Consider the following 13,654-nt stretch of genomic DNA (forward strand, 5'->3'; position numbering starts at 1 on the left):
GAGGTTAATGATAAAAAGCTATCATTATTGTGACAGGCAAACAGCGAGGCGGGTCAGACTTCAGGAAAATCATTTCGCCGCTCTGGCTTCATTGACCTGATATTCAACCGCCAGGGTCTACACTAAGTGCATCCCCACTCAGGAACAGGATGTTATGACGTATTCCCTCTCAAAAAAATTCCTCGCCGCCACCTCTGCGCTGCTACTGCTCTCCATGAGCGCGGTCCCGGCCAGTGCCGCCGCCGATAATAGCGACGCGGTCTCTCCGCTCAGCGCCGGAAATGGCTTAAGCGAAGCGGCAAAGCAGTATCTCCTGCGCTATCCCTCCCGCAGCGGCGTGGACGGCAAAACCGCCCGTGAAGATACCGCCGCGGTCTTTATTCCGTTTGGCGCCACCCCGGAAGGGGGATGGCCGGTCGTGGTCTGGGCCCACGGTACCGTGGGCGTAGCTAATCACTGCGCGCCGTCGTTAAACCCGCGTAGCGAACGCGATAAGCAGTACCTGAACACCTGGCTGTCGCTGGGCTACGCGGTGGTCGCGCCGGATTATGCCGGTCTGGGTTCGTCTGGCCTGCACCACTATCTTAATGCCCGCGGCGAAGCGTGGAGCGTGCTTGATAGCGTTCGCGCCGCCCTGAAACAGTTCCCGCTGAAAAATGAACTCATTCTGGTCGGACAGTCGCAGGGCGCGCACGCCGCGTTCGCCAGCGCCGGATATCAACCCCACTACGCGCCGGAGCTGAATGTTCGCGCAACGGTGCTGACCGGGACGCCGTATTTTGAGAAGGGGACCACCGCAGCCGACATTCTTCCGCCGGCAGGCGGCAAAGCGCCGAGCGGCGGCGACCCGAAAATACCCTATATTTTCTATATTTACCTCTCGGCTGCCGATAGCAACACGCAGCTCAATCCGGCTGATTATTTCCAGGATAAAGCGCTGCCGCTGCTGAAAGAGGCGAGCAATTTATGCATTACGCCGCTCAACGATGAAGTGATGAAGGCCGGTCTGAATGCGGCTAACGCCCTGAAGCCGGGGGTGGATTCGCTGTTAAACGCCAGCGTGGGCGCCATGCTCTACCCGACGCTGAAAATCGATCACCCGGTGTTTATCGGTATTGGCAGCGCGGATATTAACGTGCCGACGGCAATGCAAAAACGCTTTGCGGACGCGGTGAAAAGCGCGGGAACCCGTGCGGACGTGCATATTTATGAGGGGCTGGATCATAGCGGTACGGTTAACCCGTCTTTACGCGACTCGGTGCCGTTTTTGATTAAGACGCTCAACGATAAGCGGTAGCGGCGAAGGGATGATGAGCCGCCCTGAGCAAGGGGCGGTTCAGTACAGGTATGGCGTCGATTACCAGTATTTGGGGATCAGATAGCCATACATAACGACGGCGACAACAATCATCAGCGTAATAATCGCCCAGTCGGCTTTTAGTGATTTTACCGCGTTCATAACTTCCTCTTTTTTCAATGAATCACCGGGTAACGTTACCGCCGTCGCGCCTGCATGTAGGTGATGGAGATCACATAAAAAATATTTGTCATACAAATAAAGTGTGTCAATTTTTTTACTATTCTCAGCAATATTTTGCCCGCTCATTCGTCTACCTCCGCACAGGGTAATTATTCAATAGCGTAATGAGGTAAACAGACGATGAGAGATATCGATATGCACGGTCAGCACCACCATCACCGCTTTGGCCGCCACAGAATGGCGAAGCCGCTTCTTATCGGCGTGGCGCTAATCGCCATTCTTGGGCTGCTGGTGATGTCGCTGTGGAATGCGCTGCTGCCGGCCATCCTTGGGGTGAAGAGCATTGGCTTCTGGCAGGCGTTAGGTGTGCTGGCGCTGTCGCGGATCCTGTTCGGCGGTCTCGGCTTTCGCCCGGGAATGTTCGGCATCGGTAACGCGCGGCGTCGGATGCATGAACGCTGGATGAACATGAGCCCGGAGCAGCGCGATGAGTTTGTGCAGCGCTTTGGCCACCGCGGTCATCGCGGCCGCTGCGGCTGGCGCGACCGCCGCAGCGAGCATGCTCCGCAGCAGGAGAGTTCGCCTAAAAGCGCGGATCCCGAGTGAGCACAATGAAAAACAGGATCGTGGCGCCATCACGGCTTGTTTCCGCTCTCGATGCCTGCCGGTCGCGGCTGAAGGCTTTTATTCGCGGACGGACCCCGCTGCGCGATGAGGCGGACGATATCCTGCAGGAAGTGACGTATCAGCTCATTCGCGTCGAGCAGCCGGTGGAGAATATCGCCGCCTGGTTGTTCCGGGCGGCGCGTAACGAGATGACCGACAGGGCGAGAAAAAAGCGCGAGCTGCCGCTGGCGGGCGGTTTCAGCGACGAGGAAGAGGGCGATTTTCCCGAGGATGAGCTGGCCGAAACGCTGTTTGGCGTTGCGCAAACGCCGGAGGATGAGTATCTGAAAGCGCTGCTCTGGGAGGAATTAAGTCAGGCGCTCTCGGAGCTGCCGCCCGCCCAGCGTGAAGCCTTTGAGAAAACCGAACTGCATGGCTACAGCTACCGGGAGCTGGCAGAGGAGTCCGGCGTCAGCGAACAGGCGCTGCTCTCACGTAAGCATAAAGCGGTACTCTACCTTCGTACCCGCCTGCGCGCGCTGTACGATGAACTGCTGGCCAGTTAGGCGTTCTCCGGCTCCTGCTGCAGGGGCCGGAGAGGTGCGTTTAAGCCGCTGATTGAATTATTGCCTGTAGCCCCAGGCCGTGAGGAAGGCGCTAATCGCGCATTCGGCGAGCTGCTCCAGCCTCTCTGGCGCCACCGCTTTTTGCGCAATTAAGGCCCCCGGCAGCGGATAGCCCATAATCGCGCCGAGAAACGCCGTCGCCTCTAGCTCCGGGTCGCTGAGGGTCAGCAGACCTTCGTCTTGTTTCTGCGCCAGGATATCGCTCAGCGCCTGCAATACGCGGCCTGAGGGGCGCTGTTCGAGCGTGACGTAAAGCTCGGGCTTTTGCACCAGCACCTGAATCAGCAGGCGCTGAAAGTGAATATTCTCCGGCGCATAAAAGTGTTGTTGCACCACTTTCGCAAACCCGCGCAGCAGCGCGGGAAGATCCTGCTGACGATCCTGCAAAAGCTGGCGCAGGGGCGGCTGCATGGTGTCATTGAGAAACGCGAACGTCTCCAGCAGCAGCGCGTCTTTGCCGCCGGGAAAATGGCTGTACAGCGTCGGGCGCGTGGTACCCGCTTCGGCGGCAATGGTATCCAGCGACACATCAAGCCCGTGGCTGAGAAACAGCTCACGTGCGGTTTGTAAAATGCGTGGGCGGGCTTTCATTGGCCGCCCGCGTTGATTTCCCATCAATTGAGTCCTTACCGTTTGCGCCCTTTAAGGCGCATCATTCCTTGCTGTACCAGCAGGAAAAAGAGTGGAACGAAGAGCAAGGTCAGCAGCGTTCCGGTGAGCATACCGCCGATCACCGCGGCGCCAATCTCACGCTGGCTGGAAGCGCCGGCGCCGGTAGAGAGTACCAGAGGGATAACGCCGACAACAAATGCAAGTGAGGTCATCACGATGGGGCGCAAGCGCAGGCGAGCGCCCTCCAGCGCCGCGTCGGCCAGCGTTTTACCTTGCTGAAACCGCGCCAGGGCGAACTCAACGATCAGAATCGCGTTTTTGGCGGAAAGCCCCATGGTCGTCAGCATACCGACCTGAAAGTAGATATCGTTTTCGTATCCGGCGAGCAACGAAGCGCTCACGGCCCCCAGAATGCCTAACGGGACGATCAGCAGTACGGCGACAGGAATCGACCAGCTTTCATATAAGGCGGCGAGACACAAAAACATAAAGGCCAGCGACGCCAGGTATACCCATAACGTCTGCACTGAGGAGGTCTGCTCCTGCCAGGATAAACCGCTCCATTGCCTTTCAAACCCGCTCAGCTCGCCCACCAGTTCGGACATCGTCGCCATCGCCGCACCGGAACTGACGCCCGGCGCCGCGTTTCCCTGAAACTGCACGGCCGACAGTCCGTTAAACCGCTGGAGCATTTGCGGCCCGGTAGTCCAGCGGAATGATGAGAAGCTGTCGAAGGAGGCCATGTTGTTGCTGTCGCCGCGGACAAACCAGGCGGATAAATTATCCGGCGTCGAACGCCAGGCCGCATCCCCCTGCATATATACGCGCTTGACGCGCCCGCGGTCGATAAAATCGTTGATGTACACGCCGCCCCAGGCCGCAGAGAGGGTGCTATTGATGGCGGCCTGATCCAACCCCTGGGCCTGGGCTTTTTGTCTGTCGATATCCACCTGCAGCTGCGCTTTCTCCTCCAGACTGTTAATTCGCACGGCGTCCAGCGTCGGCGTTTGCCTGGCGGCAGTGAGAAGGGTGGTTTGCGCTTCGATGAGCGCCTGGCGGCCTTTTTCCGCGCTGTCCTGCAGCCAGAGTTCAAAGCCGCTCGACTGCCCGAGTCCGCGTACGGTAGGCGGCGACATGACGCTGATGGTGGCCAGCCGGGCGTTTTTTAAAAAGTACCGGTTCGCCCGCGCGATAATCGCCTGCGCGCTGTTCTGTTCCCCGGGGCGCGCGTCCCAGTGCTTTAGTTCGGCGAAGGCCATCCCGACGTTCTGCCCGCTGCCGGCGTTGTTTCTGCCGGTGACCATAAAGATGACGTTGAGGTTATCCTCCTCCTCGGCCATGAAATAGCGGGTAATGTCCGCGCCGACCGCCTCGGTCATCGCCATCGGCGAACCGGATGGGAGCGTAAACTGAACCATCACCGCGCCCTGATCCTCTTCGGGCAGAAAGCCGCTGGCCAGCTTCTGATACTGCCAGAGCATCAAAAGCGTCAGCGTCAGGGCCAGCAGCACAAAGCGGAGCGGGCGAACGATTATCCGCCGGAGTATGGCGAGGTAACGGTTCTGGCTGGCGGCGACGCCGCGGTTGAAACAGGTGAAGAATCGCCCTTTTTTAAGGTGCCCGGGTTTAAGCAGATGGGCGCACAGCGTCGGCGTCAGGGTTAACGCCACCAGCGCAGAGAGCGCCATTGCCGAGACGATGGTGACGCTGAACTGGCGGTAGATAATCCCCACCGAGCCGCCGAAAAACGCCATCGGGATAAATACCGCAGAGAGAACCAGCGCGATGCCAATCAGCGCGCCGGCGATCTCATTCATCGAGCGCAGGGTGGCTTCAGGTGGGGTAAGATCCTCCTCCGCCATCAGGCGTTCAACGTTCTCCACCACCACGATGGCGTCATCAACCAGTAAACCGATTGCCAGAACCATCGCAAACAGGGTGAGGGTATTAATGCTATAGCCCAGCAGGCTGAGGATGCCGAAGGTGCCGAGCAGAACCACCGGCACCGTGAGCGTCGGGATCAGCGTAGCCCGCCAGCTTTGAAGGAAGAGGTACATGACGGCCACCACAAAAAGAATCGCCTCAATCAGCGTGCGCACCACGCTTTCAATAGAGACCGTCACGAACGGCGTGCTGTCGCGCGGGTAAGCGGCGACAACGCCTTGCGGAAAGCGCGGCGTCAGGCGTTCGACCTCCGCCCGGATCTTCTCCGCCGTCGCCAGCGCGTTAGCCCCCGAGGCCAGCTGAATTGAGATCCCGGCGGAGGGGAAACCGTTGAGCGTGGTTTGGTTTTGATAGTTTTCCGCGCCGATCTCTACCCGGGCGACATCGCGCAGATAGACTACCGAGCCGTCGCTGTGGGTGCGCAGGATAATGTTTTCGAACTGTTCCGGACGCTCAAGGCGGGACTGGGTGGTGACCGTTGCGTTCAGATACTGCCCCTCCAGCGTGGGCAGCGAACCGATTTCACCGCTGGTGACCTGCGAATTCTGCGCCTCGATGGCGGCCTGCACGTCGGAGGGCATCAGACCGTAGCTGGTCAGCTGCAGCGGATTGAGCCAGATGCGCATTGCATACTGGGCGCCGAAAACGGTGGTTTCTCCTACGCCTTCAACCCGGCTCAGCGGCTCCTGCAGGGAACTGACGAGAAAGTCGCTAATATCGAGGCTGGTTAACGATCGGCTTTGGTCATACAGGGCCACCACCATCAGGCTGTCTCCCTGTGATTTGGTCACCGCGATCCCTTGCTGCTGCACCTCCTGCGGTAAGCGCGTGATAGCCTGATTGACGGCGTTTTGCACCTGTACCTGCGCCATGTCAGGGTTAATGCGCTGATCAAAACTGAGGCTAATGCGCGCCTGGCCCGCTGAACTGCTGCTGGAGGAAAAATAAAGCAGGCCGTCGATGCCTTTAATCTGCTGCTCCAGCACCTGCGTCACGCTGTCTTCCACGGTTTCAGCCGAGGCGCCGGGGTAGTTTGCCGTGACGTTGACGCCGGGCGGGGCGATATCCGGATACTGTTCAACCGGCAGGGTCAGCAGGGCAAGGGCGCCGGCCGCCATAATACAGATGGCGATGACGGCGGCGAAAACCGGGCGAAACACAAAAAAGCGAGCCAGCATCGTGGTGCACCTTCGGTCAGTTAAGGGATGCTTGCAGAGCAAACACGGCGGATGGCGCGTTTATCGCATCGTCGGGCGGAATCGGGGTAAAGGGCAGCCCATGGAATGCCTCATCGTGGACTTTGCTCATCAAGAAGGCGCCGATCTCAGAACATGACGTCGTACGCTGGTACTCACTCCACAGATAGTCGTAGGTTTGAATGCTGAAAATATTCTGCTGCAGTAAAAAGTGCAGATAGCGTTGCCGCTGTTCCACGCGCTGGCTAATGAGCAGGGCGCGACAGCGCCAGGCCTCGGACGCTTCTTGTAGGTGCGAGCAGGCGTCATAGAGCGGGGCGCCCTGCGCGGGCAGGCTGGGTAAAGCGGCGTTCATCGCGCAGGGGAGAAATGATAATCCAATGAAATAAAAAAGCTTTCCCCATTTTTCTTTGCTAATCATCAGATTCACTCTGTTAGTTTATTTACTTTACAGTAAAGTAAATAAACTGTTTAAACAAGCGTTCATCTGTACGAAGAGTAAACGGGGAAAGCGAGGGGGATGAGCAGGAAACGCCTGCTCAGGATTTAAAACATGCCGTTGCCGCTGGCGGTTTTTTGCGGAACGTTCTGGGTCACGTCCCAGTGTTCAACGATTTTATGCTGTTCGTCGACGCGGAAGATATCGATAATCGCCCGCGTCACGCCCGGCTCGCGACCGGTGACCTCAACGTGCAGGATCACATGATCGCCGTCGACAAACGCCTGCTTAATTTCGCTGTGCGAGTCGGGATATTTGTTCTTCAGGAAGGCGATAAATTGCTCAAAGCCTGCAACGCCGTCTTTCGCCATCGGGTTATGCTGTACGTAGCGGTCTCCCAGATAGGGTCTGGCGGCGGCAAAGTCTTTGTCATTTAACGCTTTATTATAAAAATCAATAACATTCTTTTTATTCAGCTGTTCATTTTCACTGTTGCCCGCAAAAACGGCGGGCGTCAGAGCGCAGAACAAGGAAAAGGCGACGATCGATTTTTTCAACATACATCCTCCGGTGGGGTTGATACCAGGCTCCTGGCCTGTCAGGTGAGTGCATCAGCTTCCCCAGCGGCTTTTCAGGTAGTTAACGGCCTGCTGGGTTTGCGGCTGATTGAGGTAATTCTCTCTGAATAAAATCGTGCCCTGAATTTGCGGCATGGATTCATTCAAATCAAGCTGCTTTTTCAGCTCCGGCACGCCGCCGCTAATCATCCAGTCAGGTTCGTTCTTCGATGGCTCGCCAACTTTGTACAGCGCCACGCCGATATAGAGGCGGGTATGGGTGGGTTTCACCACGTCAGCCCACCACTTTGCCAGCACATCGTAGCGGGCCGCGTCGCGGGCGAAAGGCCAGTAAATCTGCGGCGCGATGTAGTCCAGCCATCCCTGCTGGACCCAGAGGCGGGTATCCGCATACGACTCATCGTAGGCCGCTGCGCCGCGGGTATCCGAACCCGCCGGATCGTGGGAGCGGTTGCGCCAGACGCCTGCCGGACTGACGCCAAATTCAACATCGGGATTCAGCTGCTTGATGGTGCGGGAAACCTGCTCAATCAGCAGCTGCGTGTTGTGCCGCCGCCAGTCCGCTTTCGCGGCAAAGCCCTGGCCGTACTGCTGGAACGTCCGGTTGTCGTTAAGGGCCGATCCCGGTGATTCGGTGTAGAAGTAATCGTCGAACTGGACGCCGTCAACCGGGTAATGCTCCACAACCTCGGCCACGATGCTGGTGATCCAGTCGCGGACTTCCGGAATGCCCGGATCGAGCACGAAGCGATCGCCGGAGGTGCGAATCCACTCAGGGTGCAGGACGTATACGCTGGCGGGAACCTGCGACAGCGTGCTGTTCAGTTCGGTGACGGTTTTCGGCCGCGTATTGACCGAGACGCGATAGGGGTTAAACCAGGCATGAACGCGCATGCCGCGCTTATGGGCTTCATCCAGCATAAACTTGAGCGGATCGTAGCCCGGATCCTCACCGATTTTGCCGGTCAGCATATCGGACCACGGCAGAATCTTCGATGGCCAGAGCGCGGTGCCATCCGGTTTCACCTGGAAGAAGACTGTGTTAATGCCGAGGCTTTTTAAATTATCCAGCTTGGCAACCAGCGCCTGCTGCTGCAGGGCGATGCGCCGTTCGGCGCTAATACCGCCATTGACGGATTCCAGCGGCGGCCAGTCGAGGCGCGACACGGTCGTCAGCCAGACGCCGCGCACCGGCTCCTGGCTTTTGGGCAACGTCGGCTGGCGGGCCGCGGGCGGCATGGGCGTGACAAGAGAAACGGGCGGTTTGCTACCGCAGTGGGCCAACAGCAGCGCGGCAGCTATAGCTACCGCGGATATTTTCACCTTGTTCAGAATAAACTTACGAGAGCGGATCGTCATCATATTTGCCAGCTTTTCTGGTCATCGCACAAAAAAGTCATTTTCGTATTATTCGGCTTTAAGTCAATCATTTAGCTACAGATGCGGCGGCATAAGCACGCAAACCTCAGACGCAGAAAGCGCCTCCTGCGCCGCGCAATGGTTTGCCATGATATATCATTGATATGCATTAAAACTTGATCGGTTCAGGGCGAGTATAAACAGGATTTATTAAAATTTGGCCAAACAATTGACCTTTGGCCTTTTCCGGCGAGTCAAACTGGATTAGCACAATGAACTACTCATCATCACGCCATCGTCTGTGGATACTCCTGTTTCTGCTTGCGTTACTGAGCCTGGGCACCGGGCTTTGCTACTGGCAAATGCAAAAAAAGGTGGATCAAGATATCCATTCGCGCCTGCAGCAGGCGATAGCCAGCCTTGATGTGACCGTCTCCCATGCGGAACAGGCAGCCGATCTGGCTGAGCCTTTTTATGGTAAAAGCTGTAGCGAGAATGTCCTGACGGAGCTGCGCACGCTGGTGGCCACCATTCCCGATGTGCGCACGGTGAATTTAGGTAAGGATAACGAAATATACTGCACCTCGGTTTTTGGCGGGCGTAAATTTCAGTTCGATCGTCGCCAGTATACGCATGGCGCTCTGCGCCTGCTGAGCGGCAGCGAAATCACGCCGTTTCATCCCTTGATGGTTTACAGCGAACAGGATGAGCGGGGAAACACGATTCTGGTTGGCGTTGACGGCTATTATTTATACAACATTTTGACCGTTCTTGATGGCGATGCGCATCTCTATCTTCAGGTTGGCGATCGGATAATGACCCGCAAAGGGGAAGTGACGGCGACGCCGGATATCAAGGTTCCCGTGCGCCTGGCCTCTGAGCTGTTTACCTATTCGGTTATTGCCGACCGCGGCTACGCCTCTGGCGTCGGGGCGTTTATCCGCTATGAGCAACACACGCTTATCGCCATTATTCTGGCCTCCTTGCTGCTCACCTTTTTATTCAGGAACTACCTCCGCTACCGGAATACGATTGAGTATCAGCTCAGAAAGGCTATCGAACTGAAGCAGCTCAAGCCCTATATTCAGCCGATTATCAACAATGATAGCGGAGCGGTTATCGGCGGTGAGGTGCTGGTGCGCTGGGAACATCCGAAGCAGGGATTTATTGCGCCGGATAAATTTATTTCCGTGGCAGAGCAGACCGGCTTGATTAAAGACGTGACGGCGATTTGCTTTGCCGAGGTGATCCGTCAGCTTCGGCGCCATCAATCCGTTATTCCTGGAGGTCTGTTTATTTGCTTTAACACCAGTTCGGTAAACTTTCAGGACGACGAAATAGTGACCCTGTGCCAGACGTTTATCCAGCAGATGAAAGAGACGCAAGTCCGCCTTGTTCTGGAGATAACCGAGCGCGAGTCGATCGAGAATACCCGGCAAACATCAGCGGTGACGGACAAACTCAGGCGTATCGGCGTCCAGTTTTCGCTGGATGATTTTGGTACCGGCTACGCGAACTACAGCTACATCCAGCAATTTAATCCTGAGATTATCAAAATCGATAAGGTCTTTACCCTCAACATTGTGACCAACACGGCTTCCGCGCTGGTGGTGAAGAATATGGTTAATCTGGCCAGGAAGTTTCATTGCCAGATTATTGCTGAGGGCATCGAGGATAAGGAGCAGCTCGCGATGCTCAAAAATATGGGGATTACCCTCTATCAGGGCTATTACTTTTCTAAACCGGTGCCGGTCGATGCGTTTATTCAGATGCTTCCTCGCTCGTTTAGCGAGTCAGGAAAGCGCTAAAGGCGACGCTCTTGCCCACGCAAAACACAGGAAATTAAAAGGTGATCGACTCGGCAAAACCGAGTAATAATAACCCGTTCAAGCTGAAAATTTGGCATTATTGAGAAACAACTCAACAACATGGAGGTTGTCTTGTTTGAATCTCATCTCAATATTTTTATCCGCGCGGTTTTCGTTGAAAATATGGCGCTCAATTTTTTCCTCGGGATGTGTACTTTTCTCGCTATCTCCAAAAAAATCGATGTCGCATTTCGCCTCGGGGTAACCGTGACGGCGCTGCTGGCCATTGCGACGCCGATTAACAACCTGGTTTACCATTACCTGCTGAAAGAGAACGCCCTGATCGAAGGGGTTGACCTGAGCTTCCTCGATTTCATCACGTTTATCGGCGTTCTTGCGGCGCTGGTGCAGATCCTCGAAATGGTGATCGACAAATATTTCCACGCGTTAAACCATGCTCTGGGGCCGTTCCTGCCGCTGTTAACTATCCACTGCGCCATTTTCGGCGCGACGATTTTTATGGTGCAGCGTGAATACAGCTTCCTTGAATCACTGACTTATGGCACCGGGTGCGGTATTGGCTGGGCGCTGGCGATTGTGGCGCTGGCCGGCATTCGTGAAAAGCTGAAATATGCCAATATGCCGAAAGGCTTACGCGGTTTAGGCAGCGTATTTATTACCGCCGGCTTAATGTCGCTGGGGTTTATGTCGTTCGCCGGCATCTCGCTGTAGGCTGCGCTGAACGTCGGGGGGAGAGTTTCTGCCGTCCAGACCCTGGGGTTGTACGGCAGAAGGCGCGAAATTATTGCCTCAGCGTTTTACTACGGGTAGTTAAACGCATCCGGATGGTTCTCCAGGCTGCCGCTCAGGGCGGCAAAGAGCACCGTCTTGCCATCGATAGAGCGCTCATCGCTAACATTCAGCCAGGTCAGTGTCTCCTGGGCGGTTTTTTCGTCAACGGCGGAATAAAGCCCGGACATCTGTCCGGATTTTTCCGACCACAGCACGGCGAAGCGCTCCGCTGCGCAGTCGTGGGGTTTGCAGACGCTGAATACCTGATAGACCTCGGCGCCAAGCTTCACCGTCCGGGCAGGCGAGCCCGTGCCGCCGGACTTTATCCAGGCGGGCAGGGTATGCCCTTTAACCATCTGGCTAAAGGCTGCCGGTTCCTTTTTGGCCAGACCGTCCAGCGTCATATCGGTTTGCGCCATGGCGTGGGTGGATGCAGCCAGAAAAGCGATAGCGGTTAAGTGTTTAAGCATAAAATTGCTCCTGCGAACTTTCTGATTCCGTTTGATGACCGGTGATAATGGCTCTGATTAGCTGTTTTTGGTCTGGACCCAAAAAGCGTGGATAAGGCCGGGAATATAGCCGAGGATCGTTAAAATAATATTGAGGATAAACGCCCAACCAAACCCTTTACCCAGCAGTACGCCAAGCGGGGGTAGAATAATCGTCAACACAATTCGCCAAAAACCCATAATATCTCCCTGTTTAGTGAGTTAGCTCATAATTATTTTAGCGGTTGCGCCTGTTTTTGCAAATTTTAACTTTTTGAATAATAAGACTGCTAATATTACCCGCGCCTCGTTACTACATATTTAATAAATAGAAAAGCCCCAATTCACCTTTCTGACATATATAAGATTATTCCAGGGTGAGGCTTGCGTCAGCGGCGCTGACAAAGCAAGAGTGTTCCATCGTAAACGCATTTAAACGTAAATAAGGAATGCAGGTAACGAGGCGGGAAGTGCGCTACACTGGCGGGGAGATTTATCCCATCATGAAATGGCGGCGGCATGGACAACATTATCCTTTATAAAGTTATCGTCATCCTGACCATTATCGGGTGGGGCTGGAGCATGCTTAGAAGGAAGCAGAAAAAGCAGGTCCTGGAACCCGCTATTGCGCAGGCGAATGCCAGGGAGCGTTATCAGTGGCGTTATTTCAGGTGGGGCTGGAGAGTTTTGCAAATCGTCTGCGGTTTTTATTTGCTGATTACCCTCATCCAGTTTCTTCTCTGCGGCTAGCGTTCGCCGCTGCGGCGAGCTGGAACAGCGCGCGACAGCGACGAGCGCTTCTTTTATGCGACGCCGGTACCGCCGTCTGAGCACCAGACCTGACCGGAAGCGTACGAGCAGGCATCTGAGGCGAGGAGAACGTAAAGGGGCGCAATCTCGACCGGCTGTCCCGGTCTGCCGAGCGGCGTATCCTCACCAAACTGCTGAACTTTCTCTTGCGGCTGGCCGCCGCTTGACTGCAGCGGAGTCCAGTACGGACCGGGCGCCACGGCGTTAACGCGGATACCGCGCGGACCAAGCTGCTTAGCCAGCGATTTGGTAAACGCCACGTTGCAGGCTTTGGTCTGGGCATAATCCAGCAGGATCTCGCTGGGTTTAAACGCCTGCACGGAAGAGGTGTTAATGATCGCCGCCCCCTGAGAGAGATGACGAAGCGCGGCTTTGGTTATCCAGAAGGGCGCATAAACGTTGGTTTTAAACGTGGCGTCAAACGCGGCGGTCGTTAACGCCTCAATGGATTCACAATACTGCTGCCTGCCGGCGTTGTTAACCAGAATATCCAGCCCGCCGAGCTCAGCGACCGCCTTTTCAACCAGGGTATCGCAAAATGACTCAATCCGAATATCGCCGGGAATGGCGACGGCTTTTCTTCCCTCGGCCTGGATCAGCGCGATAACGGCAGCCGCGTCGGACTCCTCCTCCGGCAGGTAGCCGATAGCGACATCCGCGCCTTCCCGCGCGTAGGCAATCGCGACAGCCCGACCAATCCCCGAATCACCGCCGGTAATCAGCGCTTTTTTCCCCGCCAGCTTTCCTGAACCGGTATAGCTGGTCTCACCGTGATCGGGAAGGGGCTTCATTTCGGATGCCAGCCCCGGGGGCTGCTGCGGCTGCTCGACAAACGGCGGAAGTGGATAGTGTAGCGTTGGGTTATTTCCTGTTGTCATACCGGCCTCCTTAATAAATGAAATTTAAGATTAGTCAA

Annotated in this window: 15 protein-coding genes; 6 read left to right on the top strand and 9 right to left on the bottom strand. The window is 56.0% G+C overall.

Translation table 11 applies throughout. From position 1 onward, the window contains the following. Window positions 1-154 precede the first annotated feature (154 nt). Window positions 155-1,297, top strand: coding sequence for an alpha/beta hydrolase (locus ABLV30_RS15650; protein ID WP_265799889.1), 1,143 nt, complete (start codon window positions 155-157; stop codon window positions 1,295-1,297). 60 nt (window positions 1,298-1,357) lie between these two features. On the opposite strand, the gene ykgR is transcribed toward ABLV30_RS15650, so the two are convergent. Beyond that, entirely contained in the window at window positions 1,358-1,606 is a 249-nt protein-coding gene (ykgR, locus tag ABLV30_RS15655; protein ID WP_196546335.1) for a small membrane protein YkgR, read from the bottom strand. Window positions 1,607-1,660: 54 nt separating this feature from the next. Between ykgR and ABLV30_RS15660 the strand changes: the two genes are divergently transcribed. Both ABLV30_RS15660 and ABLV30_RS15665 read left to right on the top strand, forming a co-directional pair. Next, complete coding sequence (locus ABLV30_RS15660; protein WP_032749123.1) at window positions 1,661-2,086, top strand: hypothetical protein; 426 nt, start codon at window positions 1,661-1,663, stop codon at window positions 2,084-2,086. Window positions 2,087-2,091: 5 nt separating this feature from the next. After that, window positions 2,092-2,652, top strand: a complete 561-nt coding sequence (locus tag ABLV30_RS15665) for an RNA polymerase sigma factor (protein WP_014229338.1) — start codon at window positions 2,092-2,094, stop codon at window positions 2,650-2,652. A gap of 57 nt (window positions 2,653-2,709) precedes the next feature. Here ABLV30_RS15665 and ABLV30_RS15670 read toward each other — a convergent pair whose 3' ends face one another. The 5 genes from ABLV30_RS15670 to ABLV30_RS15690 all read right to left on the bottom strand — a co-directional run bounded on the left by ABLV30_RS15670 (window position 2,710) and on the right by ABLV30_RS15690 (window position 8,804). Further along, complete coding sequence (locus ABLV30_RS15670; RefSeq protein ID WP_014229339.1) at window positions 2,710-3,327, bottom strand: TetR/AcrR family transcriptional regulator; 618 nt, start codon at window positions 3,325-3,327, stop codon at window positions 2,710-2,712. 11 nt (window positions 3,328-3,338) lie between these two features. After that, window positions 3,339-6,446: a multidrug efflux RND transporter permease subunit gene (locus tag ABLV30_RS15675; protein WP_265799891.1), complete on the bottom strand. Its 3,108-nt coding sequence runs from the start codon at window positions 6,444-6,446 to the stop codon at window positions 3,339-3,341. A 16-nt stretch (window positions 6,447-6,462) separates the two neighbouring features. Next, on the bottom strand, window positions 6,463-6,885 hold the full coding sequence (locus tag ABLV30_RS15680; RefSeq protein ID WP_154919072.1) for a hypothetical protein: 423 nt from the start codon (window positions 6,883-6,885) through the stop codon (window positions 6,463-6,465). Between the two features lie 125 nt (window positions 6,886-7,010). Then, the gene (locus tag ABLV30_RS15685; protein WP_025108372.1) at window positions 7,011-7,463 is read right to left on the bottom strand and encodes a nuclear transport factor 2 family protein; all 453 of its coding nucleotides are present in this window, start codon (window positions 7,461-7,463) and stop codon (window positions 7,011-7,013) included. Between the two features lie 51 nt (window positions 7,464-7,514). Beyond that, a complete protein-coding gene (locus ABLV30_RS15690) occupies window positions 7,515-8,804 on the bottom strand; it encodes a glycoside hydrolase family 10 protein (protein WP_162557345.1) in 1,290 nt (429 codons plus the stop codon). 308 nt (window positions 8,805-9,112) lie between these two features. Here ABLV30_RS15690 and ABLV30_RS15695 point away from each other — a divergent pair, with 308 nt between their 5' ends. Further along, window positions 9,113-10,648 (top strand): cyclic diguanylate phosphodiesterase, encoded by a 1,536-nt coding sequence (locus tag ABLV30_RS15695; protein WP_265799893.1) that lies wholly within the window; start codon window positions 9,113-9,115, stop codon window positions 10,646-10,648. 120 nt (window positions 10,649-10,768) lie between these two features. After that, window positions 10,769-11,380 (top strand): NADH:ubiquinone reductase (Na(+)-transporting) subunit E, encoded by a 612-nt coding sequence (gene nqrE / locus ABLV30_RS15700; RefSeq protein WP_348865620.1) that lies wholly within the window; start codon window positions 10,769-10,771, stop codon window positions 11,378-11,380. A gap of 89 nt (window positions 11,381-11,469) precedes the next feature. Here nqrE and ivy read toward each other — a convergent pair whose 3' ends face one another. Together ivy and ABLV30_RS15710 are read right to left on the bottom strand one after the other, a co-directional pair. Then, window positions 11,470-11,910 (bottom strand): Ivy family C-type lysozyme inhibitor, encoded by a 441-nt coding sequence (gene ivy, locus ABLV30_RS15705; protein WP_046877563.1) that lies wholly within the window; start codon window positions 11,908-11,910, stop codon window positions 11,470-11,472. Between the two features lie 57 nt (window positions 11,911-11,967). Then, window positions 11,968-12,129 (bottom strand): YqaE/Pmp3 family membrane protein, encoded by a 162-nt coding sequence (locus ABLV30_RS15710; RefSeq protein ID WP_004102047.1) that lies wholly within the window; start codon window positions 12,127-12,129, stop codon window positions 11,968-11,970. A gap of 318 nt (window positions 12,130-12,447) precedes the next feature. Here ABLV30_RS15710 and ABLV30_RS15715 point away from each other — a divergent pair, with 318 nt between their 5' ends. Then, window positions 12,448-12,678, top strand: coding sequence for a hypothetical protein (locus ABLV30_RS15715; RefSeq protein ID WP_265799898.1), 231 nt, complete (start codon window positions 12,448-12,450; stop codon window positions 12,676-12,678). Window positions 12,679-12,731: 53 nt separating this feature from the next. Here the strand turns inward: ABLV30_RS15715 and ABLV30_RS15720 are convergent, their stop codons facing one another. Next, window positions 12,732-13,616 carry an SDR family oxidoreductase gene (locus ABLV30_RS15720; RefSeq protein WP_004850866.1) on the bottom strand — a complete coding sequence of 295 codons (885 nt, stop codon included), beginning with the start codon at window positions 13,614-13,616 and terminating at the stop codon, window positions 12,732-12,734. Window positions 13,617-13,654 lie beyond the last annotated feature (38 nt).

The sequence above is a fragment of the Klebsiella sp. CN_Kp113 genome (assembly GCF_040064585.1).
In the GTDB taxonomy this organism is placed as follows: Bacteria; Pseudomonadota; Gammaproteobacteria; order Enterobacterales; family Enterobacteriaceae; genus Klebsiella; species Klebsiella michiganensis.